Raw genomic sequence first — 24,420 nt, forward strand, 5'->3', positions numbered from 1 at the left:
GGATCATGCTGCTCCTTCAAGCCGATGGCGGATCTGATCTACTCAATTGGTGTTCAGGTTTGGAAAATCAGTAGGAAGGCGGCGGTGGGGACGCACGCTTTGGACGTCAATATCAGGCCTGTTGCGATGTTGATGCGGTGGAATCGTCTTGTTGCGATCTGGCCGAATAGCTGGGCTTGCCGGACGTACCAGAGCACTGCGTGTCGTGCCGCTCGCTCGACATAACCAATGAGGGCTGAATCCGACTGGGAGGGTGAGAGTGCCGGCCAGCCGATCGCCCGGTCGGGGTGGGGCGGTTGCGGAGTGACGGAGCGGACCAGCACGGCGCTGGCGGCGAGGATCAGGGTCGCGGCGACGCCGAGAACGATGGCTGCGGCGCGAGCGTGGCCGATCCGGCCGGCGAACGCCGCGCCGCCGAGGAGCAGCGTCGTGTACAGGTTGGAGCCGCTGATCAACGTGGCGGCGAGCTGACATCCCCGGTCGATGTTGGACCTGGCGTCATTCCGGATATCGACCGCTATCGCGACCACGTCGTAGCACCAACATCGATGGTTTCCCAGGGATTCGGGACTGTTCGCGCTGTCCGATTCGAGGCGATCTGCCATTCCTGTTCCCGTCGTGTCGTACGAGAAGTAGAGGCCCTGTTTGTTGGGACGCCATCTATTCGCGCCACTGAGCGTTCGTCGGCGTCATCGATGCGCACCGTTGGACCGACGCCCGTTCGCGTCGACCGTCGCGGCGCGAAGCGCGCTGGCAGCGCGTTGTGCATACCAGCGCGCGCTGTTGCGTGCGAAGAGTCGGCGAGCGTGGTCGAAGCCCTCAGCAGCGGCCTGTGCGTCCCCGAGGCGGAGGCGGCCTTGGCCGTGAACAAAGTGCGCGCGGGATGGCGCTCCCACCAGGTCAAAGCGTCGCGGCGGTCGGTGAATCGTGGTCGCTCATGGGTGATGGCAGGTTCGGTAAAGGACGGCATGACCACTGCGTTGGCCGACGACCCCGCTACGGCGAGATCACGCAAGAACTCCAGCGTGTCGACAGTCTGCTGGCTACTGGTCATCGCGCTTCTCACCGACTCCGCACCACATGAAGCGACCCGCGGAAGCCTCATAGGGCGAGGCGGACGGAGTCGGCCTCCACTCCGAAAGATGGACGAGCCCTGGCTCGAGCAGGGACAATGGGCCGAACCATGGCTGGATTTCATCGCGTTTGCGGAGGTAAGCAGGGTTCTGGCTTTCCTGACGGTAAGCCCCGGCGAGACGGGCGATCTGGGCGGCACCCTCATCGTCGACGTCGTCATTGGATATGTGTGACAACGCCAGCCAGCTGCCGGTCGGCAGGGGATCGACATAGGTGGCCAGCATTCTCTCGATGTTGGTTTCGGCGCCGACGAAATGGAGGACGGAGACGAACAGGACACAGATCGGCTTGGTGAAGTCCAGCAGGCGTTGCGTAGTGGGATGTTCCAGAACGGCGATGGGGTCCCGGAAGTCGCTGCGTACGATTCCGGCCCAGTCCAGGCAACCCTGTTCAGCCAGGATTGTCTCGGCGTGGGCGGCGGCGACAGGCTCGTGGTCCACGTAAACCACACGGCCGTATGAGCCATCGGTGTGCGCGGCCACCGCTTCGTGCACGTTTCCTACGGTCGGGATACCAGAACCGAGGTCGAGAAATTGGACGATCCCGGCGTCGAGCGCTTCGGCCACAACCCGGCCGAGGAAGGTGCGGTTCGCGTGTGCCAACGGCTTGATCAGCGGAAACCGTTGCACAGCCCGTTGTCCGAAAACGCGGTCAACAGCGTAATTGAACCTGCCACCGAGGTACCAGTCATAGACCCTGGCAACGCTCGGGCGATCAAGATCCGGTTCGTCTGGCGACGGCGGAGCATGATCGGGCGGAACCATCGCGTTTCCTCCGTACTGGCCTCGTGGCGACAAGTGGTCGCGCGCGAGGCGATCGCTGAGGTCAGGGCACAAGGGCTTGTGAGGCCGGCCGCGATGAGGGCGGGACGTTCCTCCCCGCAGCCGGTACGTTCATAAGACCGTGGCCAGCCAACACCGGGACAGGTGACATTCGATGACATTGACGGAAGAGAAGGGGAGTGTGGCTCGATACGTGACAATTACCGGTACCCGTTCAATCCCTGCGGAGGCTGAGGCAGAGCTTCCCGGCTTGTTCGACGCCTATCTGCAGCCGTTCGCCACCCCCGACGCTCACTTCTACCTCGGTGGCGCCATCGGCATCGACACAACCGCATTGGACTGGCTGGCCGACCGTAGTCAGGCGTCGTTGACTGTCGTGGTGCCGTGCACGGTGACTGACCAACCGGCAGGCGCAGTCGCATCCATCCGTCGCTGGGAGCAAGCCGGCCGGCTTGCTCGGGTCGTCGAGTTGAGGGCTGACCGATTGGGCACCGATGCCTACCACGCCCGTAATCGGTGGATGGTGGACCGCAGTGGATTCGTGATCGGTTTCCCGCGAGGCACTGACCAGACCAGGGGAACCTGGTATACGGTGAACTACGCAGCCGACCAGGGAAAACCGCGGCTTGTCGTACCCGTATGACCTCGACCAGATGGTGTACTAGATATTGTGATCACGACCGATCGGGCGGCAGGTGCTCACTTGTTGCGCCAGCTGCGCGAGGCACGTGGTTGGTCCTGGACTGATTTGGCCCGAGCGCTTCGTGACACCGCGCGCCAGCTCGCGGTGGCCCCTTTGATGGACAGGAAGGTCGCCAGTATCCAGCGGACCGTCGCCCGGTGGGAAAGTGTCTCTGACCGAACCAGCCCTGGCGAGCGTTACCAGTTTCTGCTGGCGCACTTGTACGCACGAACACCATCTGGAGGCCTGGCTCTTGGCCCTGGCTCCGATTTCGAGGCCCTGCTGGACGCGCTTCGTCATTTCGGAACCTCGCCTCATCGGGTGCACCAGCTCGTCGACTTGGTCATCCACAGTGCGCGAAGCGATGAGGGCGAGTCCCTCATGCTGCCCTCGCCGTCGACACAGTTGAGCCTTGTGGCGGTTCCACGCGACCCCTCAAAGCTCGACCACGATGTGATCGGCCGGTTGCATGATTCGGTCAAAACGATCAAGGCGCAAGTCGGCGTGACGCCATTCGTTCGCCTTCAGCTCCAGCTCGCGCCCATCGTCGAGTCCTGTCGGCAGCTCCTGGAGCTCGACCAGATCGGCTCGCGGAATGAGCTGATACTGCTCGCCACGGCGGCCTATTCGCTCGCAGGCCGCCTAGCCTTCGAGACCCGCGACGACGAGGTGGCGACGGCGTTCTACGCCGATGCGACCGGGGCCGCCGGGCAGCTCACGGACCGGAGCCATCGGGCCGCCGTGCGAACGAGCCACACCATGGTGACCCTGCACGCGACTAATGATCTGGAAGCGGCGCGGGAAATCGCCCGTGCGGCGACCGTCGACGCGCACCGCGGTTCCAGCTACGCGATTCGAGCCCGTGCCCACGCAGTGCACGCTGAAATCTGTGCTCGGGCTGGCCAAGCCAGCGAGGCTGCTACTGCGCTGGATCGAGCGTGGAAGACCGTCGACCAGTTGACCGTCGACGACCCGCACGGCGGATTCGACGGTGATCGGCTGAACGGATTCGATGGCTTGTGCGCCCTCCACGCGGGCGACGCGGCCCACGCGCATGACAGCCTTGACCGATCGGTTTCCGCTTTACGGTTGTCGCGAGACGCCGTTCAGCGGGGGATCGTCAGCACCGATCTGGCTCTCGCGCGGCTGCGCCTCGGTGACCCAGCCGCCTGCGTCGACCTCCTGCATGAGGCCATCGACATCACCGCGGCCACGGGGGGCCGGGTGCCCGCCCAGCGGATTCGCCTGGCTCGACACCACCTTCGGCCATGGCGCACCGAAGACTTCATGGTCGAGCTCGATGATCATATTCATGACGCCTTGATTGGACGCTGACCATGAGCGGTGGTATCAACCGTTCGGGCACGCCAAGTTCTAGTCGTCTTCTTCGTCGTCGGTGCTATCTCCGGTGCGCCGGAGGTTGATCCAGTATTGCTCGCGGCCGTCTAAGGGTTCGAGTGCGGCCCTGATGGCGTCCACGGTGGGGTTTTCTCTGATGATGGTGTCTACGCGGTCGGCGGTTTCCTGACGGGTGCTTTTGGCGCCGAAGATGTGGAGTTGGTAGATGCCGGGACCGTCGGGCAGGGTGAAGGGGCCGTGGGCTCCTGCGGTGATTTCGCTGATGACGATCGCTCCGGTGGGGAACTCGAGTGTCGCGGTGCCGAGGTCGTCCACCTGAGTTTCCTCCGGCGGCGTGGTGAAGTGGAGGGTGATCGCGGCGAGGTCTTGTGCGGTGTGGAGGTAGCACTCGTAGTCGTTGCCGGTGAGGATGCCGTCGCGGGACATGGCGGCGAAGTCTTGGGCGAAGACATCGACCTGTTCGCCGTAGATGCCGATCAGTTTGCGGTCGGCCTTGACCGTGATGGCGTTTGGCAGGGCGGTCATGCGCTGATTGTCTCTCAGCCTGGGGCGGAGAGCCCGTCGGCGTCAAATGCTTCCGTGTCGGGCTCTCCGCTCTGCCGGTCTGGGGGTCAGGGGGTGATGGCGATGTAGAAGGCGTCGCCGTCGAGGATCCGGTTTAGGGTGTAGTTGCTGTTGAGCCAGCGGCCAGCAGCTTGGTTGTCGCCGGCGTCGATCAGGCGGGCGGAGTAGTTGCCGTCGCCTTTGGCGGCGCCTTCTTGTGTGGAGGCGAAGGGGTACTCGTCGCAGTTGAGCAGGGTGCCGTCGTAGGGGCCCCAGACGTCGTCGCAGGTTTTGCGGGCTGCGGCGTTGTTGGCGTCCTGTGTGGCTGTGTTGAGCGTGCGGTGCAGTGGAGTGGTCGCCCCAGGCACGTTCTTACCGAGGGTGGAGGGGAAGGTGGTGACGGGGTTGGTCAGAGCGTCGCTGTAGTGGCGGGCGCTTTGCGGGTAGGTGGGTGAGCTGAGGCTGAACGGGACCACGACCTTGGCCTGGGTGAAGACCGTGCCGCGGGCTTTGCCGGCGACGGCGCCGGCGGAGTCGAACCGGATGTTGGAATACCGGGTGAGAGGGTCCTGCCACGGATCGGTGTTGGGGCCGAACGCGGCGAGGTTGACCAGGACGTTGCCGTTGACGATGCCGTAGGGGTCGGTGGCTCCCTGTTCTGGAGAGGTGTAGGTGACCACCCATTGGGGTTTGGTGTCCCAGGCGCCGAGCAAGTCGCTGCGGGTCTGGTTCGGGTTGGTGATCGTGCCGGCGCTGTTGACGGTCGCCGCGGAGAGTCTCATTTCGAGGGACCAGGTGGTGGGGTCGGCGTCGGGTGCTTCTCGGGAGACGACGATGTTTTCGATGCTGGCGACGTAGTCGACGCGGCGGTCGCCGTCGTAGGCGAACCCGAGGATCCATTCGTCGAAGGCGAGGGTTCCGATGCGTTCGAGGGTGCCTTTGCGGACCACCACGAGGCTTTGGTGGGTGCGGTGACAGCTTTCGAAGCGGCTTTTGATCCAGCCCTGGGCTTGTTCGGCCTCGGGGTGCTGCTGGCATTCCTGGCGGAGATCTTGGCGTTCGTCCAGGGTGGCCAGCACGGTCCCGGCCTGGGCGGGGGCGGCGGATGCGGGGACCTGGGTTGCCGTCAGGGTGATGGGCAGCACGGCCAGGAGCAGGGCGCGTTTGAGCGCAGAGGTCATGGTGAGCGTCTTTCTCAGTGGGGACCGAAAAGAGTGGGCGAACTGCTGTGGTGATCGGTTACCGGTGGGCGTAGCGCTGGTTGACCAGCTGCTGCGCGCGCGCCACGAGGGCGTCGACTTCGGTATCCGCGGTTGCCGCTGCGTCGCGCTGCGCGAGTGGGGTGCCGGAGGGCCGGACGATCGGCTTGGTGGTGTTCCAGGAGACCAGGTAGTTGTCATTGGCGCTGGTGCTGGTGTCCCAGCGCCAGCAGTAGACCGGGTCGGCGCCGGGCGCGCAGTTGCCCTGGGGGACCCGGGTGGAGGTATCGGTGGTCTTGAACTGCCGGAACTGGTTGTTGCCGTCGAGGAACCGGACTCGGTTGCTGGTCGCGGTCAACCCGACCTCACCCGGGATGTCGGTCAGGTCCCAGCCGGTGATGAGATGGAAGGAGTCCGGGTCTGGCTGTGCGCCGGTAGTGGCTACTTTCGCGAAGTCGTAGTAGATGTCCCAGGTGGTGCAGTTGCTGCATGTCGGGATGGCCATGAAGGTGTGGTTCTTCTTGTCCGACACCATGGTGTAGCTACCGATGGGCTTGTAGGTGGCGCCATTGGTGTAGTCCACCCAGTACGGCTGGAAGTCGGTCTCGCTGCCGATGTAGCGCATGTCCAGACCAATGGCAAACGACTTGGTCATGGCGTCGTCGGTGTAGAAACGCGTCTCGTTGTAGAAGTCGGCTCTACCGACGGTGGGTGCCAAGCCACCGTAGGTGACATCCGGGTAGATGAAGGTCACGAACAGTCCGTACATGCGCTCGTTCTGGTCCGCGCACAGTTGGGCTACCGCGTCCCGCGGTTCCCGTTGGCATGCACTCGCGCCGGCCGCCGTCGCTGTCGCGGGCATCATCGTCAACGCCACCGCCAGGGCGCAGAGCACAGCAAGTACCCGTGGTTGTCTTCGCATTTCCCTGTCAGCGCTCATGAAATTCCGCAGGTCTGAGGGGTTGTCGCTCATGTAATTCCGCAGGGTGTCGCTCACGTAATTCCCCACCGGGAGGGTGAGCGTGTCGCCGGCGGTTGGGTCCTCGCGCAGGAGCAAGCTTCACCGGTTCACATCAGGTGGCCGGGGAGTGGGATTGGCGAGGAGAACGTTTGACGTGACTGATGTGACCGAGATTTTGGTTCACTGGTATGCGGGTCGTTCACAGAGCGAGATCGCGACCAGTCTGGGTGTGGACCGTAAGACGATCAAGAAGTATGTGACCCCGGCGATCGAGGCCGGACTTGCCCCGGGTGGGCCGACGATGAGCATCGCGGACTGGGCCGAGTTGTGCGGCAAGTGGTTCCCGCAGGTGACCGACACGCGGCTGCGACAGACCACCTGGCCGCAGATCGAGGCCCACCGGGACTACATCGCCGGCATGCTCAAGGCCGGCGTCACCCAGGCCACGATCTGGCAGCGACTGCGCGACGAACGGGAGTTGCGGGCCAGTCTGGCGTCGTTGAAGCGGTGGGTCGCGGCGAACCTGCCCGAGGACGTCCGCCGGGACCGGGTCACCGTGCTGATGGACGATCCGGTTCCGGGATCGGAGGCACAGATCGACTACGGGCATCTCGGTGCCTGGGTCGACCCGCGGTCCGGGAAGAAGCGGCGGGTGTGGGCGTTCGTGATGGTGCTGCCAGCCAGCCGGCACATGTTCGTGCGGCCGGTGCTGGCCATGGACCAGCGGGCGTGGACCGAGTGCCACGTGGCGGCGTTCGACTTCTTCGGTGGGGTGCCGGCCCGGCTGGTGCCGGACAACTTGAAGACCGGGGTGGACAAACCAGACTTGTATGACCCGAAGATCAACCGCTCGTATGCCGAACTCGCCGAGCACTACGGCACTCTGGTGGATCCGGCGCGAGCAGCGAAGCCGAAAGACAAGCCGCGGGTGGAACGACCGATGCCCTATGTTCGGGACTCGTTCTGGCGCGGCCGGGAATTCGTGTCCCTGCAACACATGCAGGAACAAGCCGTGCTCTGGTGCCGGGAGGTCGCCGGGCAGCGTCAATGCAGGCCGCTGGGCGGCGCAGCCCCGCTCTCGGTGTTCGACGCGGTCGAAGCCAGCGAACTGAAGCTCTTGCCCCGCAACCGTTTCGTGCTCGCGGTATGGTCGAGGGGCACGATCGGCCCGGACATCCACGTCCGGGTGGGCAAGTCGCTGTATTCGGTGCCGTGGCGACACATCGGCCGTCGGGTCGACGCCCGCGAGACCCCGACCGTGGTGCAGATCTTCGACAACGGCGAGTTGATCGCCACCCACGGCCGGCGACCGGCCGGGAAGTCCACCGACCTGTCGCACTATCCACCGGAGAAGATCGCGTTCGCGATGCGGACACCGACCTGGTGCCGCAGCCAGGCCGCCGACATCGGTCCGGCCTGCGTCGCGCTGATCGGCGGGCTGCTCGAGGTCAACGCCCTGTTCCGGCTCCGCGCCGCCCAGGGTGTTCTCGGCCTGGCCGGCAAGCACGGCGCGGCCCGCCTGGAGAAGGCCTGCGCGCGGGCGGTCGAGGTCGGTGACCCGACTTACCGCACGGTGAAAGGGATCCTGGCCGCCGGCACCGAGGCGGACCCGCCACCGCCCTCGACCGGCGACGGAGGGGCTGCGGCGCATCTGCATGGTCCTTCGCAGCTGTTCGCGAACGTCGTGGCCCTGCCCACCCCGGCCCCTGCGCCCGCCACGGACCACGCCACCGTGAGCGCCGATCACGAACCCGATGTCCATGACGAGCACGGCGATCGCGGCACCCCTGCCCCTACCGAGCCCGGCCAGCCCGCCGCCCTCGGGGCCGGCCCCGCCACCACCAGCACAGACACCAGTGAGGAAGCATCATGACCATCGTCGACACCGCGCTGCGTGACGCTCTGCGCGCGTTGAAGCTTTCCGGGATGCTCGACACTCTCGACGCCCGCCTCGCCCAGGCCCACGGCGGGGAACTCGGGCATCTGGAGTTCCTGCAAACCCTCTGCCATGACGAGATCGGTCGCCGGGAGCTCACCGCGATGGGCCGACGGCTACGCCGCGCGCACTTCGACGAGCAAACCACGCTGGAGGAGTTCGACTTCCACGCCAGCCCCAAACTGCCCGCCGCCCAGATCCGCGACCTCGCCGCGCTGCGCTGGCTGCACGCCGGCGAGTCGGTGATCCTCTACGGGCCGGTCGGCGTCGGCAAGACCCACATCGCGCAAGCGTTGGGGCACTTGGCAATCCGGCATGGCGCTGACGTCCGCTTCACCAAAACCAGCCGGGTCTTAGCCGACCTCGCCGGCGGACACGCCGACGGCACCTGGAGCCGACGACTACGCGAGCTCGCCCGACCAGCCGTCCTGATCCTCGACGACTTCGGCATGCGCGAACTCACCGCACGACAAGCCGACGACCTCTACGAACTGATCAACGAACGGACCGGACGCTCGCTCGTGCTCACCAGCAACCGCTCCCCAGTCGACTGGTATCCCTTGTTCCCCAACGCCGTCGTGGCCGAGTCACTACTCGACCGACTGATCAACAACAGCCACCAAGTGTTCATGAACGGCCCCAGCTACCGACCCAACAAACGACCCCGGAGTGTCGCACGCGACAAGAAACAGACCACCGAGTAGAACATCACCAGGACCCCACCACCTGCGGAATAACATGAGCGCAGGCCCCGGGAATAACGTGAGCGTTCACACATTTCCCCAATTCCCCATCTATGCGGCATGACAAGCCGCACCCCCCGGTGCGGCCGAGGTCGGACTTTACGGATATTCACCGGTTCGTGTTAGGGGAGGACGGTACGTACCGCCCGAACAGCCGCAATTGGTCGCCGCGAGAAAGCGCACCGTAACCGTTGCTCGACATCGTCATCACCCGCTCGGCTGTTTACGTGCCGAGCAGGCTTTGGTCATAAAGCTGGCGTCATTCGACGGTTATGTGAGGGGCGGACCTGGACGTTCGCCAGTTTGCCGAGGTCGGCTGGCTCTCAGCGCCAAGAACAACAACCCGACACCGGCTACCGCGCTCCCGGCCGACAAGACCCGGTTACGTACACGGGCGTTTTCACACCGCTGCACTGCTGCGTAAGTGTCCGCTGACAGAAACTGTGAACCAGCTCCCGACCGGGTTCCCGCGAGCAGCCGGTCCAGTTCGGCCGATCGGGCCAACGCGGTCCCGCAACTCTCGAGTCCGCGCACCGGCGGGCCGTCAGGCGCTACCGTGGCGAACGCCAGCCATGCGGCCACACCCCCGCAGATCAGGGCCACGAAACCGAGCCAGTATGCGAAACGCACAGCATGTAGTGTCGCATTCCGCTCGCCGTCGACGACACACGGAACACTCCGGGACACCGCGAGTTGCCGCCCACGCTGTGGTCGAGTGGGTCTACGTAAGCGGTACCGCCAGCGGTGCAGAGAAGCTCAGCGGACCCTGGTCCAGAACATGACGGGATCGTTCTTCGATGTGCTATTTGGTCTCAGTCCAAACCTGGCGAACAGTGCCGTGAGCTCTGTGAATGGGCGGCGGATGTGGAATCCCTGGCGGCCGTGTCCGCGGTTGGCCGTGAGGTTCTCTGTGACCACGAGATCGACTACCGCCAGGACCGTGCGGAGTGAGGTATCGATGTCCACGACGTGGTCGAGGGTGTCGATGATCCACAGCGTGTCCGGTGCGGCCAGCGTATCGAGTTCGTTGGGCTCGATCACGGGGATCGTTCCGTCGCTACGCCAGCGCAGGAAAGCCGTGGATGGCGAGTGGAAGTCACAACCAACGACGTCGAAACCGCTCTGTCTCAAGGGAATGCTGTCGTTCCCAATGCCACACCCGTAGTCGAGTATCGTCCTGGAGCCGCGGCGGATGAGCGTCGGCAGCGCGAGGGGGACATAGGCGGGCCGGTTGCCGCTGGCTTGCCAGATCGTGAGGTTGTAGAGGTAACTGGTGCTGGTGCGGAAGAACTGCGCGGTCTCGTGCTCGGTGCGCGGATTGGCTGTGGCCCACTCTCTGGCCAAAGCTTGGGAGGAGTCGAAGTAGGGCTGGAAATCGGCACCGAGGAATTCGGCGAGCTGCGAATAGAGCGGGTCGGTGGATGCGGCGTCCCAGCGGTGCCTGTTCCAGGCCGTCCAGCAAGCCTTACACGCGTCGAGGTGGGTACGAACTTGCTGGCGATGGCTTGGCAATAGGGCGTTGCGCAGGTAGCCCTCGAGCGCAGCGGTGGGCAGGTGGGCCGTGTCGGTCACCTCAGCACTGCATCCGGCCGCACATCGTTTTGCCCGCTTCGGGTGAAGCGAGTCGGTAGTCACGGATGGCTTCTCCCCGCTGGAGTCGACTGGGCTGGTTCCGGCGAGGCGCTGGGGCTCGTTCCGGCCGGTCTGGCACCCTCATCGGCGTCCAGTAGCCAGCCATGACGACGGAGCCGCCTCGATGATCAAGCACGCCACGGCCTCGACCTTTGTGTTTCACCAGTTCCCGGACCGATGGCGGCTTGGGCTTGTCGCGCAGCCGCGCCTGGGTAGGCACATGATTGTTGGTGGTCACGTTGAGGACGACGAGACACAGGCCGAGGCCGCGTTGCGTGAGACGGAGGAAGAGTCCGGATTGCGGGTGCGGTTGTTGGCGTGCCCGACGCCGGCACTGCCGTCCGGGTATCCACACGAACGGGTGGCGTCGCCGTGGTGGATTACCGAGGTGATGGTTCCAGAAGACAATCACCTGGCGGAGCCGCATGTCCACGTCGATCACCAGTACGTGGCGATCGCTGACTCGCCGACTCCTGTCAGCGAGCCGGTGCACCCGTTCGCGTGGTTCTCTGAGGACGAGCTGGGTGGCCTGAAGATGTTCGACGACACTCGGTTGCTGGCGCGGGCTCTGTTCCCGATCATGGGGTCCATCGCGGCCGCCGACGGTGATGAGATGGGCCTGCTGCGCGTACTGGCCGACAGCGGGCTGGACTGAAGGACGACTCATGGAAGCACCGCGGGCGGCATGAAGCCGTGGAATGGTCGCGTCGGAGCGCGCGGGATCCAAGTGGCGATGATGTCGACCAGAGCGTCGGCGTCGTGCTCGCGGCGGTCGAGCAGTCGCACGCGTTCGGGATCAGCCGTGGCCAGCCGCTCGAACAATGGTGCGGCGCGACGGTGCAGGTTCCATTGCTCGGCGGTGAACGCGGCGCCGTTGCGGGCTTCGGCGCGGCCGACAGCCGCGTCGACGTCATCGGTGAGCACGATCGTGAGATCTGGCAGCGGACGCCAGCGGGCGGCGCAGTCGAGGATCTGGCCAGCGCGGACAAATGCGGCGTCATCATCGTCCGGGTTCATGATCAGCGACTGGTAGACCGCGGTGGAGTGAATGCTGCGCCCTTCGATGACCGTTCGTCCGGCTCGTAGTGCGGGCCACGCGGCTTCGTAGTCGTGCATCTTGATCGCAAGCAGGAGCAGCGTCTCCGATCGCGGGTACCCGGCGCGGAGGAACCGCTCGCCGCCGGATGCGGAGATCAGGGTGCGCAAGAGCCGGCGGCCGAGGTCGGTGTCGGCGTTGGCGCGGTTTGAGAACGCCTCGGTTACCTGGGGCAGTGGTTCGCCGCGGTCGGCGGCGGCTTTGATAAAGCGGGTGGTCAGGTAGGTCTTGCCGACGCCGTTGAGACCTTCGATCGACACGAGCCGGCCGCGGGCTGCAGTGCTTTCAACCTTGCTGTCGGGCATGGAGTCCCCTCGCGCCGGTGAGAACGGTGCCTACGTGGTTCAGCCGAATAGGGAGGTCTGTTCGGGCTGGGCGGCGTCGGCGGCGAGCCCGGCCAGGCGGCGAAGCTGGCGCAGATCGCTCCAGCCGCTATCGGTGACCATGAGGATGAACAGCTCCGTGGTGAGCAGTACGTCGGCCATCGCCCGGTGCCGATTGGGTGGCATCGGGATAGCCAGGTGCCGAATCAAGTCATCCAGCCCGTGCTTGCGCAGTTCGGGGTAGAGGTCCCGAGCCAGCCGCACGGTGTCGATGAAGTCAATCCGGGCGAGGTTCGGGCAGTGCTCCCGATACGCGGACAGGATCTTGGCTTCAGCTGGGGCGTGGTGGGCGACAAGCAGGTAGGGGCCGGCGGTGAAGCGGCGGTCAAGCTCGGCAAGCACCTCGCTGGCGGGCGGCTGGTCGGCCAGCATCTGTGGTGTGATGCCGGTCTGTGCGGTGTCGAAGGTCGTGAGGGGCGCGCTCGCGGGCGGGCGCATCAGCGCCTCCCATTTGGCGGCGCGTTCCAGCTTCCCGTTGCGTGCGCGAAGCGCCTGAACCGCGACCTCGATCGGGCCGGGCGGGGCGCCGGCTGGAGTGGTGTATTCGAAGTCGATCACGACCGGGGTGACGTGTTGCAGGGCATTGATCAGTTGCTGGCCCATCGGGTCACCTCCCGCGCGATCGTCTCGGCGTATTCGCGGATCCGCTGCTGGTCGTCATGCCTTGTGAGGACGACAGCCAGTATGCCGTCCAGGAACTCGGCTGCGGCGTGACAGCGTGGTCGTGTGTCGCGGGTGAAAACGGGCCGCTGGTCAAGCGGGATAAGCCGGAAGGTGCCCGTGCTGTTGGGGACACCCTGCTGAGCCAGGTGTTCGCAGAACGCGCGTGGCCGGTCCAGATGTAGGTGGAGCAGCGGCGAGTAGTGGTTCCAGCGTTGTCCGGTGGGGACATGAGCGGGCAGAACCTGGGGCAGATCGGACAACAGGCGGGCCAGCATGCTGGCCCGGTCGAGACGCTGCTGGACCAGCTTTTCGAGGCGAGGGAGTTCTCGACGCCCAATCGCGGCCAGGGGGCCGGCAAGCCGGAAGTTGTGCGCGATGCGGGACAGCGGTAGCTCATTCTCGGGCGGGGTCTGCCAGTGCGAGCGGTAAGCGCGGCCTCGTGCGGCGCACTCGTCGTCATTCGTGGTGAGGAAGCCGCCTTCGTCGGTGGATAGAAGCTTCATTTTGTGAGTGGAGTAGCACCCGATCGTGGCTTCGGTACCAACTTGAATTCCATCGACAGTGGTTCCCAGAGCTTGGCAGCAGTCGGCAACGACGGCGATGTCGTGCTGCTCAGCAAAGCTGCGCATCCGGGCGGTGTCGCCGGCGCGGCCCCACAGGTGAACCGGAAGTACCGCCCTGACCCGATCGGTCACCTTGGCTTCCAGATCGCGGTAGTCGAAGTCGGTGCCCTCGGCGTTGCAGTCGACGAAGACTGGCTGTGCTCCCAGGTGGCGGACCGGGGCGGCCGACATCACCACCGCCAGGGCTGGGACCAGGACTTCGTCACCGGGGCGTACTCCCACGGCATACAGGGCGGTGTGCAGGGCCGCAGTGCCGCTGGACACCGCGACGACGTGGGCGACGCCGAGGTGGTCGGCGAGGTCTCGTTCGTAGGCGTTGACTTCAACGTCGGACTGCGCGGGGCTGGAAATCATCGGTTGCCTCCGGAGGTGGCCAGGAACCGGTCGAAGTCCTCCATCAGCGGCAGCATGTTTACACAGTCGCCGGAGAACAGTGGGCAGTCGCAGCCGCTGCTGGGGACACGTGCGGGGAAAAGCTCGGCAGCTGTACGGGTGGTGATGCTGCGCCGAGTGCCAGCGCGGGCGATCGCGGCGATCTTGTGGCTGGACGGGCAGTCCCACACGCTGCCGTCCGGCTCGATGAAGGCGAGCTGATGCCCGCCAAAACAGCTGTGCATCATCTGCAGTTCGTGCTTCACTGTCGAAGCAATCCGTTCGGGATAACGAGGGCTGGGCAAGTGCAGGCCCAGGTTCGCCTCGTACACCTCCGCGAAAACCCTGGCCAGTGTGTCGAGGTCCTGCTCTCGCAGGACGAGCGCCTCGTGCAGCGCGTGACCGCGGTCCAACGCGATCGGCTGGGCGACGAAGTAGTCCAACCCGAGTTCGGCGGCGAAGCGGGCGGTGTCGGGCAGGCCGGGAAGCGTCAGGCGCGTCAGCACGCAGTACAGGCCGACCTTCGGCGTCGCGGGGGAATCCGGCTGATCGGAGCGGTCGGCCAGCAGAGCTTGGATCCCGGATACTACGGTGCTCCAGCCATCGTTCCGCTTGTGTGCTGGGCGGTATCGGTCGTTGAGAGTCGGGTCGGCCGAGTCCAGCGACACCGACACTCCGTGCACGCCGGCGCCGATGAGCATCTTCCGCACCGTGGGTCGGTTGAGCGGGATGCCGTTGGTGCATACCGTCACCTCGATACCCGCGCTGGTCAGTGTCTCGATGACCGCGGAGATCGGCGACCAGTTCAACGGCTCGCCTCCGGCGATGAAGACCCGCTTCACGCCCGAGTCGCCGATGGTCGAGAGAAACCGGGTGATATCGGTCAGGGGCAGATCGTCCTGGGAAAGGTGCGAGAGCTGGCCGGGCTGAGCCGGGGGCGCCTCGCGGTGTTCCTCCAACGTGCCGAAGTAGCAATACTTGCAGCCCAGGTTGCACCGGCTGCGCAGAGCCCAGAGCAGCGTGACCTCACGAGGCTTCGGCATGGCTGCTCCGCTTCTGGATGGCCGCGCAGTTCACGGTCGCCTCGAGTTCGTCAAGGACATCGGCTTCGGCGCGGCCAGTCCGGCGTATTACTCGGTAGCGGACCGGTTGGTGCTGGGCGAGCCGTTGATAGAGCCGGTCGGCGCGTTCCACCAGGTGTCGTTGGTCTGTAGTGAGGGGAATGCCCTCGCGCTCCGTCCACCGCTGACCGCACACCTCGAGGTCGTCGAGAAGGAGCACAGTCAGGTCAGGCAGTGGGCACCACCCATCTGCAGTGGAGAAGAGGTCTTGCGCCAGGGACCAGACAGCGTCGTCGGACGCGTCAGCGCCAAGGAGGATCGCAGCCTGGTAGATGGCCACGCTATCTATCCCGCGGTCTTCGAGCACGAGCGCGGGTGGCGCCGTCATTTGTGCGACCACCTCGTGCTCCCGCACCTTGAGCGCGAGCAGAGCGAAGGTCTCTGTCAGCGGATACCCGGTGCGTAGGAACGGATCGCCGGCTGCTGCCAGCGCGGTGATCACCTGTGCGGGAACCTGTTCACCGGAAGCGTCGGTGAGTTCGGTCAGCAGGCAGCAGGTGGGCCCCAAACGGTGCGCGAGCTGTGCCGTCAAGCGGGTCTTGCCCACGCCTTCCAGCCCTTCAAACGACACCCACAGTGGGTCCAGCGCGGTCGACGACCCGGTCATGTCGTGCGCCGCACGCAGACGTAGAGCACTTCGCTGGCGTCCTCGGCGAGCGCGGTGGACACCACCGGCCCGAGCAACGCATCTGGCGCGTTCTCGCGGAGACTGTGGTACAGCGCCGCGCCACCATCGCCGAAGCGTTTGTACACGGCCTCCTCGGTGGCCTCCCGGGTCTGCGGTGGCAAGATGCCGACCACAGTCACGATGTCCAGCCCGACCTCGTCGAGCACCGCCGTGAGCTCGGCGTGCGACCATTCGTAGACATGGACCCTGTGCTGCAGTTTGCGGGGCGGGTCGCCCGGCGTATTCGGGGTGGACAAGTACAGCTGGCCGTTCGGGGCGAGCGCTGTGGCCGCGTGCCGCAGGCTGGCGATCCCGCGCTCCCGGGGTAGATGCTCCAGGGCTGAGGTATAGACCGCGACATCGAAGGGGCCCGTTACCGGCCACGGCTGCGCAACATCGATTTCATGGAAGTCGATCGACATCCGAGAAGAACTTTGCTTCCGCAGATCAGCGAGTCGCGCCCGTGCCTGCGCGAGGTTGTCCGCACTGATATCCAGGCCGGTGTAAGCGCCCAGTTCAGGCTGATAGCGGTAGAGAACCGGCAATTGAAGCCCACTCCCGCAGCACACGTCCACAACACGGTCACCCGGGCGCACACGCTCCGCGATGTAGAGCCGCTGCAAGTAGTTCATGATGCCAGTCGGTTTGACTTCGCCCCGCGCCAGCGCGGCGTAGAAATCATCCATCTGGTGCACGCTGTAGGGTCCGATCATCGGAGTGCCAGGCCGAGTACGGTATTCCTCACCGAGTTGGCTCAGCTCGTGGGATGTGCTGGTCATCGAACCTCCCAAGGGAATCGGACCCACCCGACACAGGTCGTGCCAATGTAATCCTGAATCTGTTGTGGGGCCTTGGAATTACTGCGCCCCCAGTTGATGGTGTTGACCACGACCACAGCGCGCCGGACACGCGCCGCGAGGCCAGTGATCAGGGTGGCGGCGGTGGCGAGGGTTTCACCTGACCCTGCGACATCATCGACGAGCAGCACGTCAGTGGCCGTGCCGAACGTACCTAAGGAAGCCGGGTTCACGACCTGGGGCTGTGCGGTTTTCGCGCCATTCGGCTCATCGGTGAGAGTGCGGGTGACCTCGATCCCGCGAACGTCGCGGACGCCGAGCCTGTGGGCGAGCAAGACGGCCGGCACCATGCCGCCACGAAGAATTCCGATGACGACTTGGGGAATGCCGTCCTGCCGGATGCCCTCGGCCAGGGTGGCAACGTGGTCTTTGAGTTCGGTCCAGGTGAGGTCGAGCGCTATCGTCGTGTCGGACACGGTGGTCACCTTGCTCCGGTAAGCACGTGAAGCCGTGTGCTCAAGTTCCAGCCGCGCTCCACGGCAGGGTCGTAGATGGCGTCCATGCCGGCGAGGACTTTCTCCCGGGTGTCCCCTTCGGGCACCACCCAGATGGGATTCAGCTCGAAGTCGTCGGCCAAGCGGCTGATTTCGTCGAAGTCGGTAGCGTGGTCGGTGACGACGAACTTGAAAACTGCCCGCCCGGTGGCACACAACGCGTCCAGCGCGTGCGGCACGATACGGCGGGAATAGTCAACGCCAGAGTTGGCGAGCTTCGGGCTGACGACCCAGAGATCCACCAGCTCGGCAAGTGCGGGCACTGGGGCCTGGGTGCCGTTCGTCTCCACCTGTACCCGGACGCCATCGTTGACCCCAGCGGCGAGGGCGGTCATTGCGGGCTGTTGGAGCATCGGTTCGCCACCGGTGATGACCACCAAGTCGACGGCCCGTTCGGCGATCCAGTCGACCAGTTCAGGCACCGGGACGCGGCGGCTGACCTCGGTGGGCTCATATTGGCTCCAGTCCCAGGTGTATTTGGTGTCGCACCAACTGCAGTTGAGGTTGCAGCGGGAGAACCGGCAGAACGCACACCGTTGGCCGGTGAGCGGCCCTTCGCCCTGGAAGGACTCGAAACTCTCAGCGACGATCGCGGTGCCCGCGACGCGATCAGGTGGGAGAGCGAGCGCGCTCATAGTGAATCCGGCCTTTCCCACCGTGCATAGGACGACGGTGTTTCGGAGACCCGAACCCACACAAGGCGGCCGTGGATCCGTGGTTCGACGTTGGCGATGAACCAGCGGCCAAGGTGCTCGGCCAGTAGTTCGCAGGTGGGATGGAAGGAGACTCGGTCGTTGAGACGATGATGGTCGAAGTTGCTCTTCAGATAGTCGCCGAATGGCGCGAGGTCTCCGAAGTCTGTGACGAACCCGTATTCGTCGAGGCGGTCCGCGGCCAACTCCAATGTCACGACGTAGTTATGGCCGTGGTTGCGCCTGCACTTGTGCGTCTCGGGAAGCAACCAGAGTTCATGGCTCGCGCTGAACTCGAAGGTCTTTCCGATGAACCGTCGTTCCGCTGCGGCTGATATTTCCTTTGTATTCATGGTTGTGCTGTCAGCTCCCGTCTGTGTGGACCGTCAGCGTCACTGATTTGCCGTATTTCTTGAAGCCCGGGAGAACCTCGGACCGCGGAGCATGCGAAGCCAAACCGCTGAATATCCGTATTGGCCGTGGAGCGGATGCGACGTCCATGACGATGACGGCGACAGCCAGCAGGACGAAGACAGCGAGCAGGACGGCCAGGGCGTGAAAAGCACTGGTTGGTGTCGCGTGGATGGCGACACCACGACTGGGTTGGAGGGTTCCCCTGTTCTGTCCGCGTTCACAGCTGCCGCAATCCCGCCAGGACCCGGCGGAGCAGTGCTCGGTCAGGCCGAGAACGGTTGCTTGCAGGGTGGGTAAGGGCACTGCCGAAGTCTCGGACGTGTTCGGCGGGCGTGTCATCGAGGACTCCGAAGACGGATAGCAGCAGGGTGGGGCCTTCGAGGAGCGACCGTGGCTTTCAGGGGTCGCCCGTGCCAGCGGTCGGGATTACGGCTGTCTGTTCGGTCTCGGTCTCCGGCGATGCGGACCAGTCGGTGTCGACCGTCCGGGTGGGAGCCGGGGGCGGTGCCGGAAGTGGTGGGTAGGAGACGGCCAACGCCAGGACACAGCACTCTGGGCACAGGTGTGGCGGCTCCGAGGGGCGCAGCCGCCACACCTTGTCCACCGGCAGTCCGCACAGCCCGGTTGCGGGCTGATCGGGATGCACGACGTGGGCGCGGCCCGCGTAAAAGGGCCCGCCTGGCCGGTTGGTGCCCCACCACCATCCCCCCGACGGTGCGACTGGAAGGTCCACCATTGGTTCCGACCGCCTGATCACGACATTGAGCCATGGACAGCCACCTCGGCAACCAGGTCAGGGGAGTGGACACCGGTCTGCGGAATCGACGCGGGAATCGGCTCTGGGTAGCGATGGCGATGCAGCGTCTGAAGCACCAAGCCTGCCTCCTGCGCAAGCGCGCCGTTGCCATCCCGCGGCATCCCGTTTTCGGACGCGGCCGACCCTCGAGCGGCCTCCTGGAGCGCCTTGCGTGCCATGGCCGCGTTCGGGCTGGCCACAAGATTCATCGCGGGTCCCTACGAAGGAGCCCACGGATGCGCAGGACATGTCCGTGGTTGCACTCGTAGAAGCCGCACGCCGCCCGGTACTGGCGGCATTCGTGACCGCGGGTTGGGAACGTCAGCGCTGGCCGTCGGGCGTTCGCGGTAGCGGTGGAACCCCAGTGGCCCGGCCCAGGTCGGGGGTCCGCGCCGGACCACCGGGTGCTTGTGATGGCCGCAGTCGGGCGAGAAACCGGCCCGCACATCGCACTGGGCGCGGGGGCGGCGGGCTCGAGCGGGTTCTCGTCAGTGGTGGATAGCAGCCTTGCCATGTGTCCACCGTCGTCGACTCGGCGAAGGTCTTCGATCCCCAGCGGCGCTAGCCCCACTGGGGCTTGACAACGCTGCCTTCGGCACGACCGACCGGCATCGAAGAACCTGGTGATCCAGAGCACACTGACGCGCTCGGTGGCGCTACTGTGTGCTTTTGGGCAGACACGATTCCGTGGCGGAAGGCGGGCCATGAACAGTCCGGGAGCATGGTGCCGGCTTTGTGGCTCCGTGCTGAGAGTCGGCCTTACCGCACCCATGTGCGATGGGTGCGCTCGCGCTACCGGATTCCGGCGTCCCGTTCCAGACGGTTTCTACGACGACGCTGGCCTGCGCGCCGCCCTGGCCAGCTACGACTTCGGCGCCGTGTTCACCGCGGTGCGCGAGCACACCGGACTTTCCCAACTTCAGCTCGCTGATCTTCTCGGTTTGTCTCAGTCCCGGGTCTCCGCGGTCGAGCGGGGGGAGCGGCGGCTGACCCATGTCAAGCTGGCGGCCCGGATCGCCGCCGTCTTGCGCATTCCTGCCCCGCTGCTGGGTTTTCCCTCCGACGCCTCCGCCGAGGCGATCGGTAGCGTGGCTGCCGAGGAGGTGAGTTGGTTGGAACGCAGGGACTTCCTGGCCCTCGTCACGGCCGCCACGTTGGGATCAAGACTGCACCCTGAACTTGAGCGGCTCAGCACGCTGCTGCCCAGCCAAGCCGAGCCGGTTACCCGCCGCCGCATCGCCGCTGCCGATGTCGATGCCATCGAAGCGATCACCGACGGTTTCCGTCGCTCCGATTTCGCCCATGGCGGCGGTCTATGCCGCGCGGCGGCGGTCGCGCAACTCCAGCAGGTACGCCAACTCGACGACGCCGTCTGCGCGCCGGAAGTTCGGCTCCGCCTCCTGGTGGCCACAGCCGAACTGGCCAGCATGACTGGCTGGATCGCTTACGACGTTGACGACCACGATGCCGCACGGCGCCTGTGGACCTACGCCTTGGACACCGCTCGCCGCGCCGAAGACCACCCACGTGCCCCTGACCTCACCGTCGACGTCCTCCTGGACATGGCCCACCAAGCATTGCACCTCGACCGACCCGGAGAAGCACTCCAACTTGTGCAGCTGGCATCAGCAACGGCCGCCAACCGAAAACACCCGGTTTCCACGATCACCGAGGGCTATATCTCGGCGGTCCTCGGCTGGTGCCGTGCCACGCTGGGCGAGACTCAGCCCACTCGCCGCGCCATCGGACAGGCCCAGGAGACTTATGCCGCCGCGGACTCCGCAACTACCCCGCCGTGGGCCTGGTTCGTCACCGATGCCGAAATCACCGCCCAGCAGGGCCACTCGCTGTATCTGCTGTCGCTGAAGCGCCCCGAGGTCGCGCCCGAGGCCATCGAGCGGTTGAACCACGCTGCCGCTGGATACGACGCCTCCTACGAACGCAGCCGCGCGATGATCCTGCCTCCCCTCGCAGCCGTGCAATTCCAGGCCGGCGACATCGACGCAGCAGTCGCCACTGGCTACGACGCAGTGAGCGCCATCGGCGGGCTGTCCTCCACCCGCGGCTATGCCCGACTGCGTGTGTTGGACAGCATTGCCGCCCAGTTCGCCCGGAAACCGGAGGTCACCGAACTGCGCCAGCACATCCGCACCGCGCTTGCCACGACCGCATAGTTCCTGCCGATGCCCCTGACCGAGCCCCGCGACGATGGCTTGCCTGGCATGGATGCGCTCCAGGCCGTCTGCCGCATAGCCGAAGTCGATCCCACGGACGCTCGGCTGCTTCACCATCGCTCCAACGCTGTGTACCTGCTGCCCCGAGACCAGCGAGTCGTTCGGCTCGCACCGGACACCGCCGTACGTCGCCGCCGCGCCCACACCAGCATCGCGGTTACCCGCTGGTTGGCGACTCAACCCGACCCGGTTGCCCTGCCGCCCATGCCCGGGGACCAACCAGTGATCGCCGCGGGTGCGGTCGCCACATTCTGGCCCCACCGGCCCACCACGCCGCCGCCCTCGCTGGCCGATTTGGCGATCCCACTCCGCCGACTGCATTCCTTCCCCGCACCACCGTTCCCAGTGCCTCGCTACCAACCACTACAACGGCTGCAGGAAGCCTTCGACCTGGACCAGAACAGGCCCCAACCAGCGGTCACCGACGACGACCGGACTTGGCTGCTGCAGCGCGCGACCGAGTTGATCGACACCTTCAGCACCACCGACTTTCCCTTGGGTGACGGACTGGTCCACGGTGACGCGCACACCGAAAACCTGGTCCACGACCACCACAACCTGCTCCTCATCGACTGGGACGGCGCCTGCCTCGGCCCCCGCGAGCTCGACCTGCTTACCGGTATCCCGAACCACTTCCACGAGCCAGCGTCGCGTCGTGCCCAGTTCCTCAACGCCTACGGTTACGACATCCTCACCTGGCCCGGCTGGACCCTGCTGCGAGACCTCACCGAACTCCATGCCCTCGGCGCCTACATCCGCCTCGCCCCCACCAAGCCTGCCGCCGCCGTTGAGCTGCGCCACCGCATTCGCTCACTGCGCACCAACGATCGGTCCGCCGTCTGGCACGCTGTTCCCTGAACACCACTGCGGTGGCCCGGGGCGCGTACGGAGAGCGTCCCTCGCGCCCGAGATGGTGTCCTCGGCGTACGAGGCGTCCATTATCGACTGGATCATGCGCGATTTGGGCATGAACGGTGCTGTGCGGGCCGCAGGGCGTCCACCACGATCGCGGGCAGAATAGCTTGCGCGCCGGGGCCAAGCTCGACCGCAACTTCACCGATGGATGCCAGCCATACTCGGGAAGCTCCACACTGGACGTATCGCTTATTCGGGAGACAAGCGTGAAACTGATCGACATTTTCAATGACCGTTACGAGCACGTCGGCACCGAGGACAAGAAAGCCGCTCACGCACAGGGTTTGTGGCACCGCACATTCTCCGCGCTCGCGATCAACCCGTCATCCCGGCGTGTGATCCTGCAGAAAAAGGCGCCTGGCCGGTACACCTTCGACCGCCCCGACTACGCCGACATCACTGTCGGCGGTCACTACCAGGCTGGCGAGGCGATCTCCGATGGAGTGCGGGAGGTTCACGAGGAACTTGGTCTCCCTGTCACCTACGGCGACCTGCACCCGATCGGCCTCCGGCAGACCGCCGTCACCCTCGCATCCGACTACATCGAACGCGAGTTTCAACACTGGCACCTGATTCCTCTGGACGTGTCTCTGGAAGAGATTCCGCTCGCTGACGCCGAAGTGTCCGGCTTGGTCGAGATCAGGCTTGACGAGGCCATCGCTCTCGCAGGCAGCGAGACCGACACGATTCCGACCCGCTACGTCACCCGTACCGAGACCGGGCTCGACTACAGCGAAGCAACTCTCACCGTGGCCGACCTTGTGCCGAACTACCTCAAACTCGATCAGCTCTACCTCCGCCTGTTCATCGCCGCCCGTCGCTTCTGTGCGGGCGAACGCGCTCACCTGTTCTGGTGACAGGACGACGCTGCCGACTTGTGAGGATCAGTCACTGGTCGTCGAACATCGTGCGTGAGGCCGGGAACCCCGATGCGGATGTTGGAATTCTGCGATCGCCGTCCGGCCCACCGTAGACCCTGGTGCGGTGGCTTCTGCTACCGCTCGTCCTACTGCGCTGAGGCGCGTCCGCCGCGCCACCGAAGGCGGTGCATGCGCAACGATTCGATGGAGCCGCCACCGGCCGATCCGTCGGGGGATTGCCGGCGGCGGCTCATCTCAGGGGTACCCCGGTTTGAACCCAGCACTGAAAGCGGACTTCGAGCCTCTATGCTGCGTATAGTGATCATGGAGGAGGTGGCACAAGGCCGTGGGTGTGAATGACGTGGAGGCGTATGGTCCACGTGCAACGACCGATCGGGCGACATGGGCAGGGATTTGCGATATCCATCTTGGTGGGCCTGGTTTCAATGAGCACGATCGGCGCGCCGTGAACCGTATGGCTGCGGCATTTCCGCACGAGATGCGCGATCTTCCCGACCGCATTGCGCGGATCGGCAGGCAGTTCCAGGTCCGGGCTATCCACCACGCCGTCGAGAACGAGATCAACCAGTTCATCGAGATCGGCTGTGGTCGTCCTAATGTGTGGGGTAACCTGCACGAGAATGTTCCTTCGGATGCGCGTGTTGTGCTCGTCGATGTGGAGCGAGGCCCGGTCGATGACTACAAGAAGCTGCTGGCGCATAACGACAACGCCCTGGTAATTCATGCCGACATGCGCGAGCCGGACACCATCCTCGAACATCCGGAGCTTCGTCAATATATTGACTTTACACAGCCGGTCTGGCTGGGGATGCTGAGGGTTCTGTCCTTCGTCCACTTGCGCCGCGGCGACAGCATCTACGATCTTGTGCGGCAGTACACTGATGTTTTGGCGCCGGGGTCACACGTCGTGTTGTCGGTCGATTGCCCGGAGGACGTCAGGCCCGAGGTGGTGAGTGCGCTCAACGCGCTCGATGACGTGTACAGCGAGGAAGTGGGTCAGCGGCTGACGTTGTTCACGGTGCCCCACATTGAGCAACTGCTCGACGATACGGAAAAGCTGACGGCGATCTCGTATGTCTCGGACTGTCTGTTAGGGCCGGATGATGAGTATGTGGTGCACGAGGATCCCGCGAAAAGGGTGATGCGTGCCGCGGTGGGTCGCATCCCGGCCTGAATCATGCGGCTCGTTGGAGTCGACACGGGGCGCGGTTCCCGGGTTTCGCCGGGTCGTTTCCCCGTGC

At 65.2% G+C, this 24,420-nt stretch carries 25 protein-coding genes; 9 read left to right on the forward strand and 16 right to left on the reverse strand.

Going from position 1 to position 24,420, the window contains the following annotated elements; translation table 11 throughout:
- Positions 1 to 53: 53 nt before the first annotated feature.
- Positions 54 to 605: a hypothetical protein gene (locus tag ACFSXZ_RS39400; RefSeq protein ID WP_378271474.1), complete on the reverse strand. Its 552-nt coding sequence runs from the start codon at positions 603 to 605 to the stop codon at positions 54 to 56.
- A 438-nt stretch (positions 606 to 1,043) separates the two neighbouring features.
- Positions 1,044 to 1,898, reverse strand: a complete 855-nt coding sequence (locus ACFSXZ_RS39405; protein ID WP_378271475.1) for an SAM-dependent methyltransferase — start codon at positions 1,896 to 1,898, stop codon at positions 1,044 to 1,046.
- Positions 1,899 to 2,070: 172 nt separating this feature from the next.
- Between ACFSXZ_RS39405 and ACFSXZ_RS39410 the strand changes: the two genes are divergently transcribed.
- On the forward strand, positions 2,071 to 2,559 hold the full coding sequence (locus ACFSXZ_RS39410) for a hypothetical protein (RefSeq protein WP_378271476.1): 489 nt from the start codon (positions 2,071 to 2,073) through the stop codon (positions 2,557 to 2,559).
- A 27-nt stretch (positions 2,560 to 2,586) separates the two neighbouring features.
- Complete coding sequence (locus ACFSXZ_RS39415) at positions 2,587 to 3,933, forward strand: hypothetical protein (protein WP_378271478.1); 1,347 nt, start codon at positions 2,587 to 2,589, stop codon at positions 3,931 to 3,933.
- Positions 3,934 to 3,972: 39 nt separating this feature from the next.
- Here the strand turns inward: ACFSXZ_RS39415 and ACFSXZ_RS39420 are convergent, their stop codons facing one another.
- The 3 genes from ACFSXZ_RS39420 to ACFSXZ_RS39430 form a co-directional block, all read right to left on the reverse strand.
- Positions 3,973 to 4,482, reverse strand: coding sequence for a hypothetical protein (locus tag ACFSXZ_RS39420; protein ID WP_378271480.1), 510 nt, complete (start codon positions 4,480 to 4,482; stop codon positions 3,973 to 3,975).
- An 86-nt stretch (positions 4,483 to 4,568) separates the two neighbouring features.
- Positions 4,569 to 5,681, reverse strand: a complete 1,113-nt coding sequence (locus ACFSXZ_RS39425; protein WP_378271482.1) for a NucA/NucB deoxyribonuclease domain-containing protein — start codon at positions 5,679 to 5,681, stop codon at positions 4,569 to 4,571.
- Between the two features lie 58 nt (positions 5,682 to 5,739).
- Positions 5,740 to 6,639 carry a hypothetical protein gene (locus ACFSXZ_RS39430; RefSeq protein ID WP_378271484.1) on the reverse strand — a complete coding sequence of 300 codons (900 nt, stop codon included), beginning with the start codon at positions 6,637 to 6,639 and terminating at the stop codon, positions 5,740 to 5,742.
- Between the two features lie 175 nt (positions 6,640 to 6,814).
- On the opposite strand from ACFSXZ_RS39430, the gene istA reads away from it, so the two are divergent.
- Positions 6,815 to 8,533: an IS21 family transposase gene (gene istA / locus ACFSXZ_RS39435; protein WP_378271485.1), complete on the forward strand. Its 1,719-nt coding sequence runs from the start codon at positions 6,815 to 6,817 to the stop codon at positions 8,531 to 8,533.
- Complete coding sequence (istB, locus tag ACFSXZ_RS39440) at positions 8,530 to 9,300, forward strand: IS21-like element helper ATPase IstB (protein WP_378271486.1); 771 nt, start codon at positions 8,530 to 8,532, stop codon at positions 9,298 to 9,300. The genes istA and istB overlap by 4 nt, the downstream gene beginning before the upstream one ends.
- A 795-nt stretch (positions 9,301 to 10,095) precedes the next feature.
- Here istB and ACFSXZ_RS39445 read toward each other — a convergent pair.
- On the reverse strand, positions 10,096 to 10,911 hold the full coding sequence (locus ACFSXZ_RS39445) for a methyltransferase domain-containing protein (RefSeq protein ID WP_378271487.1): 816 nt from the start codon (positions 10,909 to 10,911) through the stop codon (positions 10,096 to 10,098).
- 184 nt (positions 10,912 to 11,095) lie between these two features.
- Between ACFSXZ_RS39445 and ACFSXZ_RS39450 the strand changes: the two genes are divergently transcribed.
- Entirely contained in the window at positions 11,096 to 11,626 is a 531-nt protein-coding gene (locus ACFSXZ_RS39450; RefSeq protein ID WP_378271489.1) for an NUDIX hydrolase, read from the forward strand.
- 8 nt (positions 11,627 to 11,634) lie between these two features.
- On the opposite strand, the gene ACFSXZ_RS39455 is transcribed toward ACFSXZ_RS39450, so the two are convergent.
- The 10 genes from ACFSXZ_RS39455 to ACFSXZ_RS39500 form a co-directional block, all read right to left on the reverse strand.
- Positions 11,635 to 12,372, reverse strand: coding sequence for a dTMP kinase (locus ACFSXZ_RS39455; protein WP_378271490.1), 738 nt, complete (start codon positions 12,370 to 12,372; stop codon positions 11,635 to 11,637).
- Between the two features lie 39 nt (positions 12,373 to 12,411).
- Positions 12,412 to 13,053, reverse strand: coding sequence for a 3'-5' exonuclease (locus ACFSXZ_RS39460; RefSeq protein WP_378271491.1), 642 nt, complete (start codon positions 13,051 to 13,053; stop codon positions 12,412 to 12,414).
- On the reverse strand, positions 13,038 to 14,090 hold the full coding sequence (locus ACFSXZ_RS39465; RefSeq protein WP_378271492.1) for a DegT/DnrJ/EryC1/StrS family aminotransferase: 1,053 nt from the start codon (positions 14,088 to 14,090) through the stop codon (positions 13,038 to 13,040). Before ACFSXZ_RS39465 ends, ACFSXZ_RS39460 begins: the two co-directional genes overlap by 16 nt.
- Positions 14,087 to 15,151 carry a radical SAM protein gene (locus ACFSXZ_RS39470; protein ID WP_378271494.1) on the reverse strand — a complete coding sequence of 355 codons (1,065 nt, stop codon included), beginning with the start codon at positions 15,149 to 15,151 and terminating at the stop codon, positions 14,087 to 14,089. The genes ACFSXZ_RS39465 and ACFSXZ_RS39470 overlap by 4 nt, the downstream gene beginning before the upstream one ends.
- Positions 15,135 to 15,836 carry a hypothetical protein gene (locus ACFSXZ_RS39475; RefSeq protein ID WP_378271496.1) on the reverse strand — a complete coding sequence of 234 codons (702 nt, stop codon included), beginning with the start codon at positions 15,834 to 15,836 and terminating at the stop codon, positions 15,135 to 15,137. Before ACFSXZ_RS39475 ends, ACFSXZ_RS39470 begins: the two co-directional genes overlap by 17 nt.
- Positions 15,833 to 16,675 (reverse strand): class I SAM-dependent methyltransferase, encoded by an 843-nt coding sequence (locus ACFSXZ_RS39480; protein ID WP_378271497.1) that lies wholly within the window; start codon positions 16,673 to 16,675, stop codon positions 15,833 to 15,835. Before ACFSXZ_RS39480 ends, ACFSXZ_RS39475 begins: the two co-directional genes overlap by 4 nt.
- A complete protein-coding gene (locus tag ACFSXZ_RS39485; RefSeq protein WP_378271499.1) occupies positions 16,672 to 17,169 on the reverse strand; it encodes a phosphoribosyltransferase in 498 nt (165 codons plus the stop codon). The genes ACFSXZ_RS39480 and ACFSXZ_RS39485 overlap by 4 nt, the downstream gene beginning before the upstream one ends.
- A 5-nt stretch (positions 17,170 to 17,174) precedes the next feature.
- The gene (locus ACFSXZ_RS39490; RefSeq protein WP_378271500.1) at positions 17,175 to 17,882 is read right to left on the reverse strand and encodes a 7-carboxy-7-deazaguanine synthase QueE; all 708 of its coding nucleotides are present in this window, start codon (positions 17,880 to 17,882) and stop codon (positions 17,175 to 17,177) included.
- A complete protein-coding gene (locus ACFSXZ_RS39495; RefSeq protein WP_378271502.1) occupies positions 17,879 to 18,292 on the reverse strand; it encodes a 6-pyruvoyl trahydropterin synthase family protein in 414 nt (137 codons plus the stop codon). Before ACFSXZ_RS39495 ends, ACFSXZ_RS39490 begins: the two co-directional genes overlap by 4 nt.
- An 814-nt stretch (positions 18,293 to 19,106) precedes the next feature.
- Entirely contained in the window at positions 19,107 to 19,358 is a 252-nt protein-coding gene (locus ACFSXZ_RS39500) for a hypothetical protein (protein ID WP_378271504.1), read from the reverse strand.
- Between the two features lie 534 nt (positions 19,359 to 19,892).
- Here ACFSXZ_RS39500 and ACFSXZ_RS39505 point away from each other — a divergent pair.
- From ACFSXZ_RS39505 to ACFSXZ_RS39520, 4 genes are all read left to right on the forward strand, one after another.
- Positions 19,893 to 21,323 (forward strand): helix-turn-helix domain-containing protein, encoded by a 1,431-nt coding sequence (locus ACFSXZ_RS39505; protein ID WP_378271506.1) that lies wholly within the window; start codon positions 19,893 to 19,895, stop codon positions 21,321 to 21,323.
- A 9-nt stretch (positions 21,324 to 21,332) separates the two neighbouring features.
- A complete protein-coding gene (locus tag ACFSXZ_RS39510) occupies positions 21,333 to 22,241 on the forward strand; it encodes a phosphotransferase family protein (RefSeq protein WP_378271508.1) in 909 nt (302 codons plus the stop codon).
- A 263-nt stretch (positions 22,242 to 22,504) separates the two neighbouring features.
- Positions 22,505 to 23,155, forward strand: a complete 651-nt coding sequence (locus tag ACFSXZ_RS39515) for an NUDIX hydrolase (protein WP_378271510.1) — start codon at positions 22,505 to 22,507, stop codon at positions 23,153 to 23,155.
- 349 nt (positions 23,156 to 23,504) lie between these two features.
- Positions 23,505 to 24,353: an SAM-dependent methyltransferase gene (locus ACFSXZ_RS39520; protein WP_378271511.1), complete on the forward strand. Its 849-nt coding sequence runs from the start codon at positions 23,505 to 23,507 to the stop codon at positions 24,351 to 24,353.
- Positions 24,354 to 24,420 lie beyond the last annotated feature (67 nt).

The sequence above is a fragment of the Amycolatopsis pigmentata genome, from assembly GCF_042684065.1.
Classification (GTDB): domain Bacteria; phylum Actinomycetota; class Actinomycetes; order Mycobacteriales; family Pseudonocardiaceae; genus Amycolatopsis_E; species Amycolatopsis_E pigmentata.

Excerpts from the sequence above, each read along its gene's own strand:
- ACFSXZ_RS39400 (WP_378271474.1), bottom strand. The coding sequence starts at position 605 with ATGGCAGATCGCCTCGAATCGGACAGCGCGAACAGTCCCGAATCCCTG.
- ACFSXZ_RS39405 (WP_378271475.1), bottom strand. The coding sequence starts at position 1,898 with ATGGTTCCGCCCGATCATGCTCCGCCGTCGCCAGACGAACCGGATCTT.
- ACFSXZ_RS39410 (WP_378271476.1), top strand. The coding sequence starts at position 2,071 with ATGACATTGACGGAAGAGAAGGGGAGTGTGGCTCGATACGTGACAATT.
- ACFSXZ_RS39420 (WP_378271480.1), bottom strand. The coding sequence starts at position 4,482 with ATGACCGCCCTGCCAAACGCCATCACGGTCAAGGCCGACCGCAAACTG.
- ACFSXZ_RS39425 (WP_378271482.1), bottom strand. The coding sequence starts at position 5,681 with ATGACCTCTGCGCTCAAACGCGCCCTGCTCCTGGCCGTGCTGCCCATC.
- ACFSXZ_RS39430 (WP_378271484.1), bottom strand. The coding sequence starts at position 6,639 with ATGAGCGCTGACAGGGAAATGCGAAGACAACCACGGGTACTTGCTGTG.
- istB (WP_378271486.1), top strand. The coding sequence starts at position 8,530 with ATGACCATCGTCGACACCGCGCTGCGTGACGCTCTGCGCGCGTTGAAG.
- ACFSXZ_RS39450 (WP_378271489.1), top strand. The coding sequence starts at position 11,096 with ATGATCAAGCACGCCACGGCCTCGACCTTTGTGTTTCACCAGTTCCCG.
- ACFSXZ_RS39455 (WP_378271490.1), bottom strand. The coding sequence starts at position 12,372 with ATGCCCGACAGCAAGGTTGAAAGCACTGCAGCCCGCGGCCGGCTCGTG.
- ACFSXZ_RS39460 (WP_378271491.1), bottom strand. The coding sequence starts at position 13,053 with ATGGGCCAGCAACTGATCAATGCCCTGCAACACGTCACCCCGGTCGTG.
- ACFSXZ_RS39465 (WP_378271492.1), bottom strand. The coding sequence starts at position 14,090 with ATGATTTCCAGCCCCGCGCAGTCCGACGTTGAAGTCAACGCCTACGAA.
- ACFSXZ_RS39470 (WP_378271494.1), bottom strand. The coding sequence starts at position 15,151 with ATGCCGAAGCCTCGTGAGGTCACGCTGCTCTGGGCTCTGCGCAGCCGG.
- ACFSXZ_RS39475 (WP_378271496.1), bottom strand. The coding sequence starts at position 15,836 with ATGACCGGGTCGTCGACCGCGCTGGACCCACTGTGGGTGTCGTTTGAA.
- ACFSXZ_RS39480 (WP_378271497.1), bottom strand. The coding sequence starts at position 16,675 with ATGACCAGCACATCCCACGAGCTGAGCCAACTCGGTGAGGAATACCGT.
- ACFSXZ_RS39490 (WP_378271500.1), bottom strand. The coding sequence starts at position 17,882 with ATGAGCGCGCTCGCTCTCCCACCTGATCGCGTCGCGGGCACCGCGATC.
- ACFSXZ_RS39495 (WP_378271502.1), bottom strand. The coding sequence starts at position 18,292 with ATGAATACAAAGGAAATATCAGCCGCAGCGGAACGACGGTTCATCGGA.
- ACFSXZ_RS39500 (WP_378271504.1), bottom strand. The coding sequence starts at position 19,358 with ATGAATCTTGTGGCCAGCCCGAACGCGGCCATGGCACGCAAGGCGCTC.
- ACFSXZ_RS39510 (WP_378271508.1), top strand. The coding sequence starts at position 21,333 with ATGCCCCTGACCGAGCCCCGCGACGATGGCTTGCCTGGCATGGATGCG.